Genomic DNA, 20,447 nt, shown 5'->3' with positions numbered 1-20,447 from the left:
TACCGAAAAGAATAGTCGGCATCTCCTTTCGTCTTTTTGACAAAGGAGGATGGCGCGATGTTGCAGTATATAGGAAAACGACTCTTACAATCCGTTTTAACCCTTTTTATTATCATCACCATTGTCTTTTCATTATTACGGCTAATGCCAGAGGAAGGCTATTTAGGAGCGGCAGCTGATAAAATGTCACCTGCTCAGCAGGAAATTTACTTAACAAGTCTAGGCTTGCGGGACCCAATCCTTGTCCAACTAGGGAATTTTTACAAGAATTTACTGCAGGGGGATTTGGGTAAATCAGTGACTTATCGTACCGATGTCCCAGTAGTGACGATTATTGCAGATAAAATCACGTATTCTCTGCTCTTTGGTTTAGGAGCAGTCGCTATATCACTCCTGATTGGTGTGCCGCTAGGAATAATGATGGCCTATCGTAAGGGACGTTGGTTGGATCGACTTGGGACAGGCTATATCGTATTTGTTGTTGCAGTCCCTGCGGCTGTTTATTACTTAGTTATTCAAATGTATATTACAGAACTCTTTCACTTACCGATGCTGTTTGATGAATACAGACCGATTACTTGGATTCTTCCACTTACGTCAATGGCATTGGCTCCAACTGCCTCCTACGCGATGTGGATGCGACGCTATATGGTCGATGAACTGAACAAGGACTATATTAAGCTGGCTAGGGCAAAGGGCGTAAAGGAGCGGACACTGATGTTCAAACATGTATTACGTAATGCCTTTATTCCCATGGCACAATATTTACCTGCAACGATTCTGTTTACGATTACAGGCTCGATTTATATAGAGTCGTTGTATTCCATTCCAGGGATGGGGGGCTTACTTGTGGATGCTATTCAGCGACAGGATAATACGATTGTGCAAGGCCTAGTGTTAGTGTTCTCTTCCCTTGGTATCATTGGCCTTATTTTAGGGGATATTGCTATGGCACTTGTCGACCCTCGTATTAAATTAGGCAAGGGAGGGGGTGTGCGTTAATGGGGATGTATACAGATGAAATCAATAATATTTCAAATAAATCACGTGAAACCCTATTTGAATTTGCCGAAGTGGACGCAAAACAGGCGGAGGAAACGGGCTATTCAAATTATTCTTATTGGCGGTCTACATGGCAATCCTTTTTGAAAAATCGACTGGCCGTTTTTTTATTAGTTGGGGTGATCATCATTGTTGGCTTTACGATTCTACAGCCCTATTTACCTGCGCAAAAATCACCAACTGAAATTTACTTGGATGAACAAACAGGGATGCAGGCACGTAATATTGCACCTAGTGCAGAATTTTGGTTTGGCACGAATTCAATCGGTCAGGATTTATGGTCTCGTATTTGGGCGGGGACGAGAACCTCACTCTTTATTGGCTGTGTTGTCGCCTTAGTGGAGGCAGTGGTGGGCATTACAATTGGCACGCTATGGGGCTTTTCACGGAAATTAGAAGCGCCTATAACACAGCTTTATAATGTTGTCGATAATATCCCCACAACCATTGTGCTCATTTTAATGTCCTATATCTTACGGCCAAGTATTTCAACAATTATTATTGCCATGTGTATTACGGGATGGGTGGAAATGGCGAGGTTTATCCGCAATCAAATTGTTATTTTGCGTGACCGCGAATACAATCTAGCCTCAAAGTGCTTAGGCACACCTGATTATCGTATTATCCTAAAAAATCTATTACCTTATTTAATTTCTGTCATTATGCTCCGCATGAGCTTAGCGATACCCTTTGCAATTGGGGCCGAAGTCTTTTTGACGTATATTGGTTTAGGGCTTCCGATCAGTGAGCCATCCTTAGGAAATTTAATTAATGAAGGACGTGTCCTTATGATGTCACCAGATCTAAGGTATCAGCTTATTTTCCCAAGTATTGTGCTAAGCGTTATTACGATCGCATTTTATATTATTGGTAATTCCTTTGCAGATGCAGCAGATCCGAAAAACCATGTATAAGGAGAGGAAGCGAGTGACAGTGAAAAAATCAAGCATATTAGGCATCCAAAATTTAGTGATTCAGTTTACGCTACGTGGTCGAATTTTAACAGCGATTCGCGGTATTTCACTCGACCTTTACAAGGGAGAGAGCTTAGCCATTGTGGGTGAATCAGGTTCGGGTAAATCCGTGCTGATGAAATCCATTATGGGCTTGCTCGATAAAAATGGTCGTATTAAGCAGGGGCAAATTATTTACAATGCACAGGATTTAGGCAAATTCACAACAGAGCAAGAATGGCTAGGGATTCGTGGTAAGGAAATAGCGATGGTGACACAGGATCCGATGACATCGTTAAACCCGCTCAAAACCATTGGAAAGCAAATTGAAGAATGTGTGGTTATGCATCAAGGCTTAAGAGGTAAGGAAGCCTATGCAGAAACACTAAAACTGTTAACGGATGTCGGCATTACTGATGTGCAAAAGCGCTATAAGCAATACCCGCATGAATTTTCAGGAGGGATGCGCCAACGCATCGTTATTGCGATTGCCATTGCGTGTAAGCCGAATATTTTAATATGTGATGAGCCCACAACAGCTTTGGATGTAACCATTCAGGCACAAATTTTACAGCTCTTAAAAAGTCTTCAGCAAAAATACGGCTTAACAATCGTCTATATTACGCACGATTTAGGCGTAGTCGCAAAAGTGGCTGACCGTATTGCCGTGATGTACGCGGGCGATGTCATCGAGGTTGGGGAAACACATGAAATTTTCTTTCATAGTAAGCATCCTTATACGTGGGCGCTTATTTCCTCTTTACCACAGCTTGGCTCAAAAGGGGAACAATTGTATTCCATCAAGGGCACACCTCCGAATCTTTTTCAGGAAATAAAGGGAGATGCCTTTGCCCCACGCAATCCATATGCATTGAAAATTGACTTTATCGAGCGGCCACCTTTTTTTCAGGTCAGTGATACCCACTATGCTCGTACATGGTTATTAGACCCACTTGCACCAAAGGTAGAGCCTCCAGCAGCCTTACAAGCATTTTTTGCAGAGGGGAGGCAGTATGCGAATGACTGATAAAGAGGTGCTTGTAGAAGTAAAAAATTTATCTGTTGTTTTTGGCAAAGGAAAAAATAAGTTTACAGCCATTGATGATGTCAGCTTTCAAATTTTTAAAGGCGAAACATTTGGCATTGTAGGTGAGTCAGGCTCAGGGAAGACAACGATTGGTCGAGCGATTATGCGCATCAATGAGGTCACAGAGGGACAAATTTTGTACCATGGCAAAAGTATCCAGGGGAAAATCCCGAAAGATTGGGATAGAGAAATTACGCAAAAAATCCAAATGATATTCCAGGACCCTATGGCATCTCTGAATGAACGAGCAAAAGTAGATTATATTGTCTCAGAGGGCTTATACCCTTCGAAAAAATATAAAGATGAGGCAGATCGGCAACAAAAGGTGCGCGATGCGTTATTGGACGTTGGGCTACTTCCAGAGTTCTCAAGCCGCTTTCCGCATGAGTTTTCAGGAGGTCAACGACAACGTATTGGCATTGCTCGTGCGTTAGTGATGGAGCCAGAGTTTATCATTGCAGATGAGCCAATATCCGCCTTAGACGTATCCATTCGAGCGCAAGTATTAAATTTATTAGCAAGCCTTCAACAGCGAAATCATTTAACGTATTTATTTATTGCCCATGATTTATCGATTGTCCGCTTTATTACGGATCGTACGGCAGTCATTTATAAGGGGAAGATTGTGGAGCTAGCGGAAACAGAAAAGCTTTTCGCTCATCCGCTGCATCCATATACAAGGGCTTTGTTATCAGCAGTACCAGAGCCGAATCCCTATAAAGAGCGGGAGAAAGTTGTAGAAGTGTATGATCCGTCACAGCATCGCTATGAGGAAAATCCCCCCTCATTTGTTGAAATAGAGGAAGGTCATTTTATTTTAGCCAATGAAGAGGAACTGGCCCATTATCGTACTTCACTGAAAAGGGAGGAAAAGATATGATTTGTCCAAAGGCATTGAAAAAGGGTGACACAATTGGTCTTATTAGTGCTTCTGGAGCAACGTCACCCGAAAAGCTGAAACCTGCTATTGCTAGTATCGAAAAGCTAGGGCTCAATGTGGTCGTTGGGGAGACCTGTCACGCAAGACATGGCTATTTAGCAGGCACAGATGATTTACGGGTAGCAGATGTTCATCGTATGTTTGGTGATCCGATGATTGATGGTATTTTTTGTATACGTGGGGGCTATGGTGCGACGAAAATTTTAGCCCAATTAGACTTTGACTTGATAAGTGCCAATCCCAAAGTATTTGCTGGCTATAGTGATGTGACCGCTCTACATATAGCTTTTAATCAGCTATGTGGCTTTGTAACCTATCATACGCCGATGCCATCCACAGAATTTATTAGACAGGAGATGGATGACTATACTTGGCAGTCGTTCATTCAGCTGATTATGGAGAATGAAAGAAAGGCGTATTACTTAAAAAATCCCTCTCACCAGCCCATGTCTACACTGGTTCCTGGGAGCGCTTCAGGTCAACTCATCGGTGGCAATTTAACATTAGTGACAGCTTCACTTGGCACACCCTATGAAATTGATACACGAGGTAAAATTCTGTTTTTAGAAGATATCGATGAAACGGAGCAACGGGTGGATCGTATGCTGACACAATTAAAACTGGCAGGAAAGCTAGATGACGTGGCAGGCATTTTATTGGGCGCTTGGACAAATTGCGAACCTGAAAATCCCGAAAAGCCAGCACACAGCTTATCATTACAAACTATTTTTCAAGAAATTCTAGTGCCTTTAGGGAAGCCTATAATTGCAGATTTGGCATGTGGTCATTGTTTACCAACAATGTCGCTTCCTTTAGGAAGAAGCGTCAAGGTGGATGCGGACAATCAGCGTATCCATGTAGTTGGATAGGTGGCCTATGGAGCAGAGAATTACTACACTTATTCAAGAATCGCCCTACAACGTACATTTGTTTATAAAAAATCTAACAACGAATCAGTTGCTCATCAGTCATCAGCTAGAGACTTCATTTTCAAGTGCAAGTTTAATCAAAGTGCCGATTCTGTTAGCCTTGCTCTCATATATAGAGAAAAACAAATTATCACTTAATTCTACGCTTACGATTTCACCAACTGATTGGGTGGATTTTAGTGTGATTAGTGAACAAAGACTTACACAAAGCACTTTCTATGATCTGCTATTGTGGATGATTATTACTAGCGATAATACAGCTACGAACGTCTTAATCGAAGTAGTTGGCATGGAATATTTGAATGACTATTTTCAGCATATCGGATTACAGGACACACTACTACAACGAAAAATGATGGATGTGGAGCGGCTAGCAAAGGGCATAGATAATCGCACATCAGCAAGGGATATGGCGCATCTTTATACGCGTATCTATCAGCAAGAGCTTTTAACGCCTACCTACAATAAACTAGTCATTAATATTTTAAGCCGTCAGCGTATACATGACTCCCTAAAGCGCTATCTAGTAGAGGATGTGAGGCTGGCACATAAAACAGGCGGACTGGATACAGTCGATCATGATGTGGGGATATTTTATACGAATGCAGTCGATTATAGTATGGGTGTTTTTATAACAAATGTAACGGACAATGATCAGGCGCGCCAACTCATTGGTCGTCTATCAAAAGTTGTCTATGACCAGCTGGTGAAGCGGAAGGGGGAGAAGGATGAAGGCTATCGTTACAGCCATGATTGCTAGCTTGCATGCCATGCCAGATAAAGCTTCTGAACTAGTCGATGAAGTGCTTTATGGGATGACCGTAGAGATCATCAGGGATGTCAATGAAGATTGGGTTTCTATTCAAACGGCCTATCGTTACGAGGGTTATTGTCAGAAGGCAGACTTACTGCAAGAGGAAGCACTTGCATCTACATGGCAACAAGATGCACAGTATGTAGTTTGTCAAAGCTTTGCAGATGTTTTGCAGCAGCCACGTATTCAAACTACAAAGCTGCTAACGCTTGTAAGAGGCTCTTCCATTCGTGTTATGTCAGACGAAGCAGTACCTGAAGAATGGTCAGCTGTACAGCTAGTGTCAGGACAAATAGGGTATGTTCGAACAAAATGGCTACAACCAAAAATAACAGCACATTCATTATCGGAGCAGCAGTTCCGAGAAAATGTGGTGGACACAGCGCTCGGCTATTTAACGGCCCCTTATCGCTGGGGTGGCAAATCGCCACTAGGTATTGATTGCTCTGGTTTATGTTCAATGGCTTATATGTTAAACGGTGTCTATATTTATCGTGATGCCCGAATAGTAGAGGGCTTCCCTATCGTTAACATAGAGCAAGCCCGAATGCAGAAGGGTGATTTAATCTATTTTCCAGGTCATATTGCTCTATACATGGGTGATGATTTGTATGTCCATTCATCGTTAGGTGGTAATGAAGTAACGATTAATAGTCTAGATGCCAAACATCCCCTCTATCGACAGGATTTAGCCACGACCATACTAGCAGTAGGTACTTTATATAACTCACAGAAGACTAGTTAAGCTTTTTTAAAGGTCAGTCCCATCTTGAGGATGATAAACGTACTGAGATGGATCAGTGCTAACATGATAAACTGCCAGAGCCCAATTAAAAATGTACTCATGCATAAATCAAACACTGCTTCACCTGGGGGCATATCTGGATAGGGCTCTAGTTGCCCATAATGCCACACAAAATAACAGGCGATAGAGGTGCCTTGTCCCACATAGACAAAGGTCCAATGGATAGAGGCTGCTACTCTTTGCCGACTACAACATAGTAAAAGGTTCGATAAAATAATAAGAGCGGGGAAAATAATAAGATAAAAGGAACCCTCAGCTATTTTTGTTGTGAAATATAGGTTGTAGCTAAGCTGAATCAATGGCAATAGCATAAGGTTAACGGCGAGAAGACTGAGCAATTGTGTATGCTTCACTGTGTTCCTATCCTTTCCGCATTTTTACACTAAGACGTTTAGACAAACGAATAAGTTTCATGAGAAAAAACGTCCATACTCCTTGATGAGTCATGGACGTTTTATGTTAATAATGATAAATATTAAGTTGCTGGCCTGCTTCAAGACGTTCTGTTCGAAGCTGATTCCACTGCTTAAGTGATGTCACCTTCACATTATAGGCTTCGGCAATCTTCATAAGTGAATCTCCATCAGCCACCGTGATGGTTTTCTTATCTTTTACAGGGCTATCATATTGCTGAAGGTCATATTTTGCGATCAATGTATTTAATTTTTCATTGTAAGCCGAATCAGTTGCATAGGAGCCTGTTAAAAACTTGGTCGCATCTGTATAGGTAGTTGTGTTGCTTTTGAAAACGCCTGCGTAAAAATCTTTATTCCATGACACGCCATTACGCATTAATTTTACATAATCCTGCATGGATGCTTCATAGGAAGGGTATTTGCGGAAGTCAGCCATGATGGTAGAAAGGTTGCCTGCCCCATCATCCTCTGTGGTTTCGAGTGTGACGGAATTATTTTGGTAGCTGCCTTTCATTCCAAAAAGATTATAATTAGGGGCAGAGCCAAGTCCACTTTGCCCATGCTCACTTTCTAGAATCGCCTGAGCAATCATCACGGATGCATATAAGTCATTGTCAGCACCAAGATCTCGTGCGGTCTCTGCAATCTCACCGATAAACTCTTCCACACTTGGACGATCATCAATAACCACAGACTCTTCTCTTTCAGTCGTATTAAATAACTGTGTCACCATATAAAACGAAATACAAATAACAACAACGGCAATCATAAGTCCTTTAAAAAAGTTTAGCACGTATTTCATTGTAGCTGGATGTTGGTCGTGACCACATCTCCCTCCCTTCTATTAAAAGTTTAGCTATCTCTCATTATTACAGAGAGTGAAAGAGATGTATAGTTGAATAGACTTCATCATTCATAGAACGTTTCTTGCCTTAATTAGTTCCTAAATCTATCTTAAAATTCTGAGACATAAATTGTTTGAATCTCTCAAAATATCGCTCGGACGCTTCCCATTGAATCGTGTTTAAATAAGATAGCTCTTGTCGACCAAAAACGTTAGGAGGCTGATAGTGGCGAGCAACATAGGATTGATTTTCGAGCGTATAAAAATAATACGCTTCATCAGGCGTCATAATTTCAATGCGAGCATGTATCCTATCGCCTTCATCATCCAAATAGGTTTGACGGAAGCTATAGCATTTGGAACCATCCCACAATCCATCATGTTCATCGTCTAAATCCAGAATCGTAGGATGCTGGAGAATTTGTTGTACATCTCGCACCTCGATACTATGCAAGTAAAGTTCTGCTACATTGATGCAGGTTAACAACATCAGCCAGTGCTGTTGTAAATCCACTAAATCCTCCTGGGGGGATGCTGTAATATCCCACCATTCAGCTTCTTCATCTAGTGTTTTTGTCAAGAGAGAGACGGATTGATCCTCATTAAGCCAAATAAAATAATGACACTGCGAGGTCAATATATAAATACTATCATTGCGTACATCTCCATCAGCATTGGTATGTGCGCGTTGGATCATAAAATAAACATCCTGTTCCGTCAAATCGAAAGAAGGTTTGTCAGGTGTCATCAGAATACATGAAGTCAGTTTCAGTATGTTTTCCGCATTGATCGAATGGTGCGTGAAATAAATAGGAGTTGCTATTGTCCTTTGAGGAACGCTTGTAAATTGAGTGAGTGCAGAACGCCCTTGTTTTAGAATTTCCACGAGTGAAGTGAAGGAAAAGCCGATGTCATCCTCATCCTCAGGTAAAAATATCTCGTCTACTAATACATCTTCAATACGGATAGGGAGTTCCTGAAAAACGCCATCTCCGTGCCATATATTTACGATACAAGGAATCGACTTCTGACCCTTTACGTTGATGCGATACTCATCATCTTGAACCAAAATTGCTGCCTGAAGATTGCCATTAACGATCGTTTCGCCATGATTGTAGGAGCCACATAATATATTCTCGACTGTCAGATGCCCGTGCACATAGATTTCCTGACCACCTACAGCTATATTTTTAGAAAGTACATTGCCCATCACTATCAGCCCAATTGCCCCATCTGTCTCTAAATTATAGAGGGTGTCTACGGTTAGATGACCATTGATGAAAATGAGAATGGTCTTGTCCTGTTGTGGGAATGGCATATCCCAGTCCAAATCAAGAGAGGGAAGTGTTAAATCCCCCTCATAGTACGCTACTAGATCATCCTCACTAAAATCCTTGTAAAACTTTGCCCACCAAGAGTCTGCTGGAAACCTTTTTGCTAGTTGTGAAATCGCCAAAAACTGAAAGCCATTATGCATAGGTCACGACCTCTCTACTACAATTTTTATTATTTTCTCACAGCTAGTAATTGGCAGTCAATTTCATAGAATGGTAGAGACAAGAATAATTTCATAGAAAATGGTATTATTAACCTTTAAAACAATTAGTTGAAAGGGCGTTTTGATTGAATACAATTTTTAATGTGACACAAAAACAGCTATATGATTTTCTACTGAATGTAGCGACAATAAGACCAGTCTTTATATGGGGAGCACCTGGCATTGGGAAATCAGCGATTGTTGAAAATTTTGCTAGTGAATTAGGGCTACATTGTGTATCGTTATTGGGCAGTCAGCTAGCACCTGAGGATATTATTGGTGTTCCGCAGATTAAGGATGGCTACAGTGTTTTTTGTCCACCTAAAATGATTGCACGCGATGAACCATATTGCCTTTTTTTAGATGAATTAAATGCTTGCTCACAAGAAGTACAAAAAGCGTTTTATAGTCTTATTCATGAACGCAGAATTGGAGAGTTTACATTGCCAGAGGGTACGATTGTTATTGGTGCAGGCAATCGGGCTCAGGATAACGCGATTGTTAAGCCGATGTCCTCCGCATTAATCAATCGGATGGTTCATGTTCAGCTGAGGGCATCGCATAAAGATTGGCTTGAATGGGCCTATGCACATGAAATACATCCATATGTGATTGAGTATATTCAAATGCGTCCCGATCATTTATGGAACGAACCACCGAAAACAGAAGAACCCTTCTCCACGCCTCGTTCATGGCATATGTTAAGTGATTGTTTGTATGCATATGGCAATAGCTTACAAGAACAAACAATTGATCTATTAGCAAGTAGCTGCCTATCCGCGCATACTGCCAGTCAATTTAAAGCCTTTATCAAGCAAGTGCAAAGTAAATATGATCTCGCTAAAATTATTCAAGGAGAATTACGTTGGCCCGATCAACCTGATGAAAGAGATTTGCTTTATTTCATGGCACAATCCTTCCGGGCTCAGTTACTGAAGGAGCTTCCGAACGAGCATACGACATTGAAGGGCAATCAACGGCAATTAGCCTTTCGTGCCAAAGACTTGATCAAGGACCTATCATCCATCAGCTTAGAAATTGCACAGATGGTTGTGTCAGAGCAAAAGGGTGAAGCATTACCTGCCTGGTTTATGCTGGAGGTTATCCGAGATTTACCGCGTTTAGTAGCCAAAAAGGAAGGGTAGCGTATGGCCAAAAAGAAGAAAGCATCACAGCAGGAGCATAAAAATGAGAAAGCCATTGCACGTGGGCATGACATTGTCTGTACACATCCCCTGTTCGAGGCGTTGTGTCATGCTGTTTACATGCAATACGAAAGTATGCCCCAAAAGGATTGGGCTTACATTACAAGCGCAGGTGTTATTTATGTGAATCAGGATAAAAAAGGTCAGCCAAATGAATGGGCTTATGTGATAGCGCATTGCTTGCTACACCTAGGCTTACATCATCATCAACCAAAAGAGCAGCAGGAGCTGTGGAATATTGCCTGTGACTGCTATATAACAAAATTTTTAGCAGAGCTAAAATTTGGTCAAGCACCAAAGGAAATGAGTAATCCTCTTTTTGAGGCCATTAGCTCTGAGGAAAAATTATATGAAAGATTTTTACGCGAAGGTGTGCCAGATGATTTGAAAGGCTATAGTACAATGCCAGGTCAAGGGGACTTTGTTATATCACAAAATCAAACAGGCTATTTTTATCGAGGGAATAGTAATTTCGCTGCATTATTTGCACAAGGTTTATCGAAAGCCGTGCAAAGTGCCATACGAGTAGCGGGAGGGGTAGAAAATACATTGGGAGGCACAACGAGGGTAACACAAGCACAGCGCGCAAAGGCTTGGTTTATGAGCTCCTATCCCTTATTTGGTGCTTTGGCAGCAGATTTTGCGATCATTGAAGACCCACTTATTTGCACAAGAATGGATATTTCGGTCGCAGCCATTGCAGTCGAAACAAAGGAAATTTATTTGAATACGGCGGTGGGAATGACCGATGAGGAAATGCGGTTTCTCATGGCACACGAATTGCTGCATGCAGGTTTAAGCCATGCGACCCGCAGACAAGGACGTGATCCTTACTTATGGAATGTTGCTTGTGATTATGTTATCAATGGCTGGCTCATCGATATGCAAATCGGCGAGATGCCAGCATTTGGCGGGCTATATGATCCAGAATTAAAGGGACTTTCAGCCGAATCTATTTATGATCGTATAGTTACAGAGATTAGGATGTATCGCAAATTAAGAACCTTTCGAGGGCAGGGCATAGGAGATATGATCGAAACGAATCCACCAGATTTTTGGGAAGGCAAGGTTGGGGTGGATTTAGATGCTTTTTATAGAAGGGCATTGAGTCAAGGGTTAAGCTATCATATGACCCAAGAGAGAGGATATTTGCCACAAGGGCTCATTGAGGAAATTCGTAGCCTAGCACAGCCTCCTATTGCCTGGGATGTGGCATTAGCCAAATGGTTTGATCGGATGTTTCAACCGATAGAGAAAGTTAGAACGTATACCCGCCCCAGTAGAAGGCAAGCATCGACACCTGATATAGCTAGACCAAGATGGATTCATCAAAGCGGTGAGGAAGATGGACGTACTTTCGCAGTCCTTATTGATACATCAGGCTCCATGGACCGTCTCTTACTAGGAAAAGCACTCGGCACAATAGCGAGCTATAGCATCGCTAGAGATGTCCCCTTTGTTCGGGTTATATTTTGTGATGCTGTTGCCTATGACGCGGGCTATCTAGCCCCTGAAGAACTATTAACGAAAGTGAAGGTAAGAGGTAGAGGAGGCACAGTGTTACAGCCTGGTATACAGCTACTTGAAGCAGCACAGGATTTTCCAAAGGATGGTCCTATTCTGATTATTACAGATGGACAATGTGATCGTTTAGCCATTAAAAGACAGCATGCCTTCGTACTACCACAGGGGGCCAAGCTACCGTTTGTACCCAAAGGCGAGGTATTTAGAATGAAATAGTTGCAGCTATCTACAAATGTTTGAAATGATTTTTGTTGGTGAAATATAAAAAGTGAACGCATTTCATGAGCACATTTTAAAGGAGATGACAGATGATTACATTTGACAATGTCTCAAAACAATATGATAACAACCAAATAGCTGTCAAAGCGCTAAATGTAGAAATTAAAAAGGGTGAATTCTTTGTTATTATTGGCCCTAGTGGATGCGGCAAAACTACTTTGTTGAAGATGATTAATCGATTAATACCCTTAACAGCAGGCACCATCTGGATCAATGATAAAAGAATTAGCGATTATAATATCCATGAGCTGCGTTGGAGTATTGGCTATGTACTACAGCAAATCGCCCTATTTCCGCATATGACAATAGAGGAAAATATTGCGGTTGTACCAGAACTGAAGAAATGGAGTAAAACGAAAATCCATCAGCGTGTAGACGAACTATTAGCGTTGGTGGGTCTAGAGCCAGCGAAATATCGTCAGCGTAAGCCAAAGGAGCTGTCAGGAGGCGAACAGCAAAGGGTTGGCGTTGTTCGTGCCTTGGCAGCTGACCCAGAAATTATTTTAATGGATGAGCCCTTTAGTGCGCTAGACCCTATTAGTCGCACCAAACTACAGGATGATCTACTAGAGATGCAGCGTACCATCCAGAAAACCATAGTATTTGTATCACATGATATGCAGGAAGCACTGAAATTAGGAGATCGTCTCTGTATTATGAAAGATGGCGAAATTGTTCAGATAGGCACTCCACAGCAATTGCTACAAAATCCTGTAAATGATTTTGTCCAACAGTTTATTGGAGGTAAGCAGTCGGATCAATTGTTTACGATCCATGATGTGTTACAGCCAATCACAGTGACAAACGACTTTGGGCATACCATTCCTGTAGATGCCCCATTTCCGACGATTCTTGAAAAATTAGCCGAGCATGACTTGTTAGGTGTCGAAGAGAATGGCAAGCTCATTGGCATGGTGACAAGAGCTTCCACGCTTCGTTATTTAGCAGCGGATTCTAAGAAAAGAGGGCATGTGCATGGTGGCTAATGTGGTAGATGTATTTCAGGAACGGAAGGCACAGCTGCTGGCTGCATTACTAGAGCATATCCAAATCTCTTTTATTGCGCTATTTTTTGCTGTCCTCATCGCTATTCCCCTAGGTATCTATTTAACCAATAAAAAGAAAATAGCCGAGAGTATTATTGGAATCAGTGCTGTGCTGCAAACGATTCCTTCCTTAGCGTTGCTCGGCTTATTAATCCCTTTATTCGGTATTGGGAAAGTTCCCGCAATTATTGCGTTAGTCGTCTATGCGCTGTTGCCTATTCTACGAAACACCTACACGGGCATCAATGAGGTTGACCCATCACTGAAAGAAGCGGCATTAGCTATGGGAATGAATCGATCAAAGCGTTTAGTAAAGGTTGAGCTACCACTTGCTATGCCTGTTATGATGGCTGGTATTCGGACAGCGATGGTGCTGATTGTGGGAACAGCAACATTAGCTGCTTTAATTGGTGCAGGAGGCTTAGGAGATATTATATTACTTGGGATTGACCGAAATAACACGGCACTCATTCTTATAGGAGCCATTCCCGCTGCTATTTTAGCCCTGATTTTTGATGTGGCGCTTAAAAAGTTAGAATCTCTGTCCTTTAAAAAAACAGTAACGACGTTGAGTCTCATTAGTTTAGCGGCACTGGTAATGATTTTCTTCCCGCTCCTAAGCAGTAAACAGCAAGATGAAATTGTCATTGCAGGAAAGCTTGGTGCGGAGCCTGAGATTCTCATCAATATGTATAAATTATTAATTGAGCAGGAGACCGATTTAACGGTGACATTAAAGCCAGGGCTTGGTAAAACTTCATTTGTATTTAATGCATTGAAATCGGGCAGCATTGATATTTATCCTGAATTTACAGGCACCGCTATTTCGGAGTTTTTAAAGGAAGAAGCCATTAATAATAACCAAGAAGACGTCTATCTTCAGGCGAAAGAGGGGATGCAGGAGCAATTCGATATGGTCATGCTAAGTCCCATGAGCTATAACAATACGTATGCACTCGCTGTATCAGAGGAGCTGGCTGAGAGCTATCAACTGCAAAAAATCTCTGATCTTAAACCGATAGAGCAGAAGGTGAAAGCAGGCTTTACATTAGAATTTAATGACCGTGAGGATGGCTATGTTGGCATACAAAAACGGTATGGGATAGCCTTTACGACACTTGCAACGATGGAGCCAAAGCTTCGCTATCAGGCAATACAATCAGGTGATATTAATTTGCTAGATGCTTATTCAACGGATAGTGAAATTCGTCAATACAAGCTACGTGTATTGGAGGACGATCAAGCATTATTCCCACCATACCAGGGAGCGCCTTTACTAAGGAAAGAAACGCTGATTGACTATCCAGAGATTGGAGAAGCGTTAAATCAACTAGCTGATCACATTACAGATGATGAAATGCGAGAAATGAATTATCAGGTGAATGTAGAAGGAAAGCTTGCAGCAGAAGTAGCAAAAGAATATTTAGTAAAGATAGGATTATTAAAATAAACCCTCTACCTTTAGAGGGTTTATTTTTATCAATAATTTATTAATGATAAACATTAATAAATTATTGATAGAGATAAAAGGGGATGTATAATAGAGAGAAAGGAGGGAGAGGTTGATAATGGGGCAAACAATTCAAAGTAAAGAATTTCGATGGATGACAAAGGGGCTTCGTACCGCTTTTACCATCATCATGGTGATGATGATTTTTGTCTTGACGATGCTCGCGATTTTTATGGTGGGAGCAATGGTGGTATCAGAGCAACAAGTGAATCATTTATTAGCAAAGGGCAGTGTGACCGCTGCCGTTCAGTTAGAAGGATTGGAAATGAAGCTGGCAGACCATGTGACAAGGGACATTCACTATTCAAAAAAAGATGTCATGACCTTTCTATTTACTGCTACAATATACATAGCTATTTTATTAATGATTATTGTACAAGTGAGGAATATATTAAGTAACTTATCAAAAGGTATTGTATTTTCACTCGCAAATAGTAAAAAAATGGAGAGAATTGCCTACTGTGTGATTGTACTGAGCTTGACAGTAAATGTATTTCGTACATATACCGTCTATCTGATTATGCAACAATTCCAATTGGAGTCCCGATTTGTAGAGACGGGTTTGATCAAGGGGATTAGCTATCATTTTACAGGCATTCACTGGACTCTTTTACTATGTGGTGTGGTGATTTGGACCTTTGCACGTATTTTCCGATACGGTGCATTCCTTCAGGATGAATATGATGCAACAGCTTAGGAAGTGAAAACATGACCATAATTATTCGATTAGATCGTATGCTAGCGGATCGTAAAATGCAGCTGAGTGAACTTGCTGAGAGGGTAGATGTTTCGATTGTCAATCTCTCTAATTTAAAAACAGGCAAAGTAAGAGCCGTACGTTTTTCTACATTAAATGCCATTTGTAAAGCTTTGGGCTGCCAGCCAGGAGATATATTGGAGTATGTAGAGGAAGAAGATGACATCTAGAAGCAAAGCAGAAAGGATTTTTTGAATGACGGCTTTTAGTTTTTTAATGCTCGCTATTATAGCAGAGGTTTTTGCCAGTTCCTTGCTCAAGCGTACGGAGGGCTTCACACGAATTGGGCCATCAATTGGCGTAGTAGTAGGCTATGGAACGGCATTTTATTGTTTAGCCTTAACATTAAAAGTGATTCCTATTGGCACAGCCTATGCAATTTGGGCAGGTTTAGGGACAGCGTTAACCGCTATTGTGGGAGTTGTCCTCTATAAGGAACGATTTAATCGCAAGAAGGTATTAGGGATTCTATGCATTATCTTGGGTGTTGTGGTACTCAATCTTGCTGGTGGTCATTAGGAGGCTGAACAGGATGAAAGGCTATTTATTTTTAACACTATCGATTATAAGCGAGGTCTTTGCAACAACCATGCTGAAGTTCTCAGACGGCTTTACTGTCCTCGTTCCATCCTTGGCGGTAACAATTGGCTATGGTATTTCGTTTTATAGCCTATCCCTCTGCTTAAAAACCATGCCATTAAGCTTGGCCTACGCTATCTGGTCAGGTGTCGGCACAGCTTTAACCGTTCTGGTAGGCATTGTCATTTGGCACGATATTTTTACTGTTTATTCTGCGATCGGTATTGTCCTCATTATAGGAGGCGTTATCTTGTTGAATCAGGGGGATAAAGGTAAAGAAGTGGTGGAAAAGGGTCAGATCTGTGAGGATAGGCGGATAGAAATGCGAAAGTAGCGGATAGCGGGTCTAAATTGATGGATAGAATTAGCAAAGTGATGGATAGATTTGCAAAAGAGTTGGATGCTTGAGGGGATAGGCGGATAGAGATCCGAAAGTAGCGGATAGCGGGTCTAAATTGATGGATAGGATTAGCAAAGTGATGGATAGCTTTGCAAAAGAGTTGGATGCTTGAGGATAGGCGGATAGAGATGCGAAAGTAATGGATAGGATTAGAAAATCGATGGATAGCCCTGCCAAAACCTAGGCTTAGTTCAGCGCAAACCAATAGAATGGGGGAATTTGATGATAAAAGCTCTAATTTTTGATTTTGACGGTACAATCATTGATACGGAAACAGCATGGTATAACGTTTTTAAAGATGCCTATGCACAATATGGTGTTGAATTATCGTTAGCAACCTATGCTAAGTGCCTTGGGACCAATCTTCAAACCTTTAATCCCTATACATATCTTGTTACACATCATCACATACAACTGGATGTGGAGGCTTTTCAAACATCCATTCAGCAACGCCATGCACAATGGATGGAAACGGAAACGCTAAGACCTGGTATTTTAACATTGCTACAGCAGGCAAAGGAAGCGGGTTTGAAGATTGGACTTGCTAGTAGCTCCAGTCGTCAATGGATTGATGTGTATATGGAACGGCTGGGTATCCGACATTACTTTGATTGCTTTTGTAGCGCTGACACGGTGACAAATGTTAAGCCTGATCCAGAGCTTTACTTGAAGGCGCTTGAACAATTAGGAGTAGAGGCCGATGAGGCCATGGCAATTGAGGATTCACCGAATGGCGCACAAGCCGCTGTAGCAGCGGGACTTTATACAGTGGTCATTCCGAACGAGATTACCAAGCAATTATTATTCAATACAAAACACCATACCGTTACGGCATTAGAACAATATACAATACATGATCTCCTCGCAACATAAGCTTTTGCAAAAGCCTCCCCCTCATTGGTGGAGGTTTTTTTAGTTTCTTTAGGAAGAAGTCGCCATATTTTTTGTCGCAACATATGATAACGAGAGGGCAACTTACACGGATCAAATCGTATAGTCAAACTAAGAGAGGGGGCTACGAATTGAATAGTGATAAGAAAAGAAATCACTTTTTATGTGAAGCTTTAAGTGATTTAAAGGATCTTCAGGATATTATGATGAATTTTCATTCTAAATATTTTGGTCAGCTACTTATTAAAATTGTCGGGAGTGATACGATTCCATTTTTTTTAATTACACATAGTGGTGCTCATTTAAGCTTATTGGATACAGTGAAACAGTTTGAGACAGAGTTTTTCCGCATTGAGGATGTTGATAGAGAGCGTTGCCGTGGCACAGTATCATTGTTGCGTGCTTTTGATTATGAAGGAAACGATACAAATTCGATTGCAGATGTGGTGAGGTTAGAAAAAACAAGTACAAAGAAATCTATTGAACTCAGTGGTATATCGGCCATTCAGCTCTTAAAACCAGACATGTTGAAGGGGAAATTTATCATAGAGCCGAAATGGTAGTACCATATTAAACTACTAAAGCTAGAGCATCTGTCTATATGCAAGGGATACAAAGTGAATGTAATAGAGAGAGAATCTAATGAAAGGAAGTTTAGCTATGACGATTATTGGTATGCTGCATCATCGACTTGATCCAACAACAGTACTCAAGTCCTATGCCTTTGCAGCAGTTGCGAAAGCTGAAGGCGCAACATTTTTTTACTTCACACCTAAAAGTGTGGACTTTGCCAAACGTTCTATTCGAGCAAAGGTCTATGAGAATGGACAATGGCAAGAGAAAACAATGCCCTTTCCTGATGTTATCTATAATGCAGGAAGCCCTGAGAAATTATCTGTCTCGAAGGAGATTATTGACCGTTTAAAAGAGGAGATTCCATTCACAACCCATTCAATCGGGAACAAATGGAATGTGATGAAACGATTAAAGGAAGCGAAGGAATTTGAACAGTATTTGATTCCCTCTGAAATTGTAAAGGATGCCGATTTATTTCATAAGTTCGTTAATTATTATAAACGAGTGGTGTTTAAGCCAATTGATGGACGAAAAGGGAAGGGTATTTATTTTATAACGAAGGCGGGAGCCAAATATTTTGAGGTGCGAAAGGATAGCACCACGACAACCTATACAAAGCCACAATTGGATGCATTGATAAAGGAGCAACTTGCGTCTGGCACCTTTATTATGCAGCCGTATATTCAATCTGTTACAAAATCTGGTCAGGTCTATGATTTCCGCCTGCATGTTCAAAAAAATGGAGAAGGTAAATGGGTAGTGACAACGGTGTATCCACGCATTGCACCGAATGGCTCCATCATACCGAATATTAATAACGGTGGCTATACCAATTATTTAGATCCTTTTTTGGAGCAGGAGTTTAAGGATGAGGCCTATAATATTCGGCGAATGCTTGAGCATTTTTCACTGGCGCTGGCACATCATCTGGATGAAATTCAAATGGCGAAATTTGGGGAAGTTATTGATGAAATTGGCATTGATGTAGGGTTAGATCAAAATCAAAAAATTTGGATGTATGAGGTCAATTGGCGCCCAGGCTGTCCTCCTGCCTTTTACTTGGAATTAGATGTGGTCATTCATTCCATCCGTTATGCCATGTATCTTGCCAAAAATCAAAAACCGCTGAAAAAGAAAATTGTCCAACAAAAAACGAAGCAGGTGGAGGCAAAGAAAACCCTACCTATTATTGCGATTACAGGAAGTGCAGGGAAAACCACAACAAAGGCATTTGTGGGTTCGATCTTATCGAAAAAGTGGAATGTATTTGAATCAAAGGATTATTGGAATACGACGGAGCATACGAAAAAGCATAAGGAAGAAATCAATGATACACATCAGGCCGTTGTATTAGAGTATGGTATGGCTTACCCAGGCATTATTACCAATCACTGTAGCATCATCCAGCCGAATATTAGTATTGTAACGAATATAGGCTTAGCCCATGTTGGGAACTTTGATGGAGATGTAAAGGGTGTTGCCAAGGCAAAATCGGAATTGATTCATGGTATGGATCAACAGGGATTACTCATTGTCAATCAAGATGATGACAATTCAAGATACTTAGAGACACAGCAATTTAAAGGGAAAATCATCACGGTAGGCATTAAAAAAGAAGCGGATTACCGTGCATATGATTTGCAATATAAAGATGTCGGCATGTCCTTTAAAATGAAGCTGCATGGGCAAGAAATAGAATTATATATTCCTATTTTAGGAGAACATCATGTATACAACGCATTGAATGCAGTGGCAGTGGCTGATCTTTTAGGATTTAGTCCACTTGATATTCAGGCAGGGCTCAACTTTAAAAAACCACCAAGACGTTTAACGATTTATAATTGCCGTGATGATATAACGGTTATTGATGATACCGTACACTCTCATCCGCAGGGGGTTCGTGCTGCGCTCGATGTACTGAAGAATATCGCGACAAATCGCAAGGTAGCCATTATTGGACAAATGCGAGAACTTGGTGTCTTGAGGGAAGAGGAATATCGTAAGGTTGGAGAGTACGTGTATGAGATCGGCATCGATGAATTTATTACCTATGGCTTTAGGACAGATGAAATGAGTAATGCTGCCATCGCGAAGGGCATGGACCCATCCAGAGTACATCATTTTATTAATAAAGATCAATTGCATGCCCTTCTTGAAAAGCTCATTAAGCCCCATGATACCATTCTTGTGAAGGGTGCAAGTAAAACCAATATGTTTGAAACCGTGAAGTTTTTAGATCAAACGTTTAAAGAAGAATAATCGTTTACGACTGATGAAGATAAAAAAGCCCGAG

General features: G+C 41.1%; 21 protein-coding genes. 18 read left to right on the top strand and 3 right to left on the bottom strand.

Annotated features, from left to right (window positions below):
• Positions 1 to 57: 57 nt before the first annotated feature.
• Genes NY607_RS02575 through NY607_RS02545 form a run of 7 tightly spaced genes read left to right on the top strand, consistent with a single transcriptional unit; the run spans position 58 to position 6,530 of the window.
• Positions 58 to 1,002: an ABC transporter permease gene (locus tag NY607_RS02575; RefSeq protein ID WP_131519820.1), complete on the top strand. Its 945-nt coding sequence runs from the start codon at positions 58 to 60 to the stop codon at positions 1,000 to 1,002.
• On the top strand, positions 1,002 to 1,976 hold the full coding sequence (locus NY607_RS02570; RefSeq protein ID WP_066037407.1) for an ABC transporter permease: 975 nt from the start codon (positions 1,002 to 1,004) through the stop codon (positions 1,974 to 1,976). The genes NY607_RS02575 and NY607_RS02570 overlap by 1 nt, the downstream gene beginning before the upstream one ends.
• Positions 1,969 to 3,042 (top strand): ABC transporter ATP-binding protein, encoded by a 1,074-nt coding sequence (locus NY607_RS02565; RefSeq protein WP_103117823.1) that lies wholly within the window; start codon positions 1,969 to 1,971, stop codon positions 3,040 to 3,042. The genes NY607_RS02570 and NY607_RS02565 overlap by 8 nt, the downstream gene beginning before the upstream one ends.
• Complete coding sequence (locus tag NY607_RS02560; RefSeq protein WP_259419115.1) at positions 3,035 to 3,982, top strand: ATP-binding cassette domain-containing protein; 948 nt, start codon at positions 3,035 to 3,037, stop codon at positions 3,980 to 3,982. The genes NY607_RS02565 and NY607_RS02560 overlap by 8 nt, the downstream gene beginning before the upstream one ends.
• Positions 3,979 to 4,911: a S66 peptidase family protein gene (locus tag NY607_RS02555; RefSeq protein WP_259419114.1), complete on the top strand. Its 933-nt coding sequence runs from the start codon at positions 3,979 to 3,981 to the stop codon at positions 4,909 to 4,911. Before NY607_RS02560 ends, NY607_RS02555 begins: the two co-directional genes overlap by 4 nt.
• Before the next feature lie 7 nt (positions 4,912 to 4,918).
• Complete coding sequence (locus NY607_RS02550) at positions 4,919 to 5,731, top strand: serine hydrolase (RefSeq protein WP_054550861.1); 813 nt, start codon at positions 4,919 to 4,921, stop codon at positions 5,729 to 5,731.
• Positions 5,700 to 6,530, top strand: a complete 831-nt coding sequence (locus tag NY607_RS02545) for a C40 family peptidase (RefSeq protein ID WP_259419113.1) — start codon at positions 5,700 to 5,702, stop codon at positions 6,528 to 6,530. The genes NY607_RS02550 and NY607_RS02545 overlap by 32 nt, the downstream gene beginning before the upstream one ends.
• Here the strand turns inward: NY607_RS02545 and NY607_RS02540 are convergent.
• From NY607_RS02540 to NY607_RS02530, 3 genes are all read right to left on the bottom strand, one after another.
• Positions 6,527 to 6,943 (bottom strand): hypothetical protein, encoded by a 417-nt coding sequence (locus NY607_RS02540; RefSeq protein WP_259419112.1) that lies wholly within the window; start codon positions 6,941 to 6,943, stop codon positions 6,527 to 6,529. The two genes, NY607_RS02545 and NY607_RS02540, sit on opposite strands and share 4 nt — an antisense overlap.
• Before the next feature lie 106 nt (positions 6,944 to 7,049).
• Positions 7,050 to 7,808: a glucosaminidase domain-containing protein gene (locus tag NY607_RS02535; RefSeq protein ID WP_259419111.1), complete on the bottom strand. Its 759-nt coding sequence runs from the start codon at positions 7,806 to 7,808 to the stop codon at positions 7,050 to 7,052.
• 130 nt (positions 7,809 to 7,938) lie between these two features.
• Positions 7,939 to 9,327 (bottom strand): hypothetical protein, encoded by a 1,389-nt coding sequence (locus NY607_RS02530; protein WP_259419110.1) that lies wholly within the window; start codon positions 9,325 to 9,327, stop codon positions 7,939 to 7,941.
• Between the two features lie 146 nt (positions 9,328 to 9,473).
• Between NY607_RS02530 and NY607_RS02525 the strand changes: the two genes are divergently transcribed.
• The 11 genes from NY607_RS02525 (at position 9,474) to NY607_RS02475 (ending at position 20,413) form a co-directional block, all read left to right on the top strand.
• Positions 9,474 to 10,532: an AAA family ATPase gene (locus tag NY607_RS02525; RefSeq protein ID WP_048390252.1), complete on the top strand. Its 1,059-nt coding sequence runs from the start codon at positions 9,474 to 9,476 to the stop codon at positions 10,530 to 10,532.
• Between the two features lie 3 nt (positions 10,533 to 10,535).
• Positions 10,536 to 12,332 carry a vWA domain-containing protein gene (locus tag NY607_RS02520; protein ID WP_259419109.1) on the top strand — a complete coding sequence of 599 codons (1,797 nt, stop codon included), beginning with the start codon at positions 10,536 to 10,538 and terminating at the stop codon, positions 12,330 to 12,332.
• A 92-nt stretch (positions 12,333 to 12,424) separates the two neighbouring features.
• Positions 12,425 to 13,381, top strand: a complete 957-nt coding sequence (locus NY607_RS02515) for an ABC transporter ATP-binding protein (protein ID WP_048390257.1) — start codon at positions 12,425 to 12,427, stop codon at positions 13,379 to 13,381.
• Positions 13,371 to 14,891, top strand: a complete 1,521-nt coding sequence (gene opuFB / locus NY607_RS02510; RefSeq protein ID WP_269898708.1) for an osmoprotectant update ABC transporter permease/substrate-binding subunit OpuFB — start codon at positions 13,371 to 13,373, stop codon at positions 14,889 to 14,891. The genes NY607_RS02515 and opuFB overlap by 11 nt, the downstream gene beginning before the upstream one ends.
• Positions 14,892 to 15,009: 118 nt before the next feature.
• Positions 15,010 to 15,648 carry a DUF2975 domain-containing protein gene (locus NY607_RS02505; RefSeq protein ID WP_066037418.1) on the top strand — a complete coding sequence of 213 codons (639 nt, stop codon included), beginning with the start codon at positions 15,010 to 15,012 and terminating at the stop codon, positions 15,646 to 15,648.
• Positions 15,649 to 15,659: 11 nt separating this feature from the next.
• Positions 15,660 to 15,878 (top strand): helix-turn-helix domain-containing protein, encoded by a 219-nt coding sequence (locus NY607_RS02500; protein ID WP_004229412.1) that lies wholly within the window; start codon positions 15,660 to 15,662, stop codon positions 15,876 to 15,878.
• Positions 15,879 to 15,903: 25 nt separating this feature from the next.
• Entirely contained in the window at positions 15,904 to 16,227 is a 324-nt protein-coding gene (locus tag NY607_RS02495; protein ID WP_048390263.1) for a DMT family transporter, read from the top strand.
• Between the two features lie 13 nt (positions 16,228 to 16,240).
• Positions 16,241 to 16,621 carry a DMT family transporter gene (locus NY607_RS02490; protein ID WP_259419108.1) on the top strand — a complete coding sequence of 127 codons (381 nt, stop codon included), beginning with the start codon at positions 16,241 to 16,243 and terminating at the stop codon, positions 16,619 to 16,621.
• Positions 16,622 to 16,909: 288 nt separating this feature from the next.
• A complete protein-coding gene (locus NY607_RS02485) occupies positions 16,910 to 17,560 on the top strand; it encodes an HAD family hydrolase (protein ID WP_259419107.1) in 651 nt (216 codons plus the stop codon).
• A 149-nt stretch (positions 17,561 to 17,709) separates the two neighbouring features.
• Positions 17,710 to 18,141, top strand: coding sequence for a hypothetical protein (locus tag NY607_RS02480; RefSeq protein ID WP_066037421.1), 432 nt, complete (start codon positions 17,710 to 17,712; stop codon positions 18,139 to 18,141).
• Between the two features lie 79 nt (positions 18,142 to 18,220).
• Entirely contained in the window at positions 18,221 to 20,413 is a 2,193-nt protein-coding gene (locus NY607_RS02475) for a YheC/YheD family protein (protein ID WP_259419106.1), read from the top strand.
• Positions 20,414 to 20,447: the final 34 nt, after the last annotated feature.

The organism is Lysinibacillus sp. A4 (assembly GCF_024919535.1).
In the GTDB taxonomy this organism is placed as follows: Bacteria; Bacillota; Bacilli; order Bacillales_A; family Planococcaceae; genus Lysinibacillus; species Lysinibacillus capsici.
Note: the sequence above shows the minus strand (reverse complement) of the source record. Positions and strands in the feature narration are given on the sequence as shown.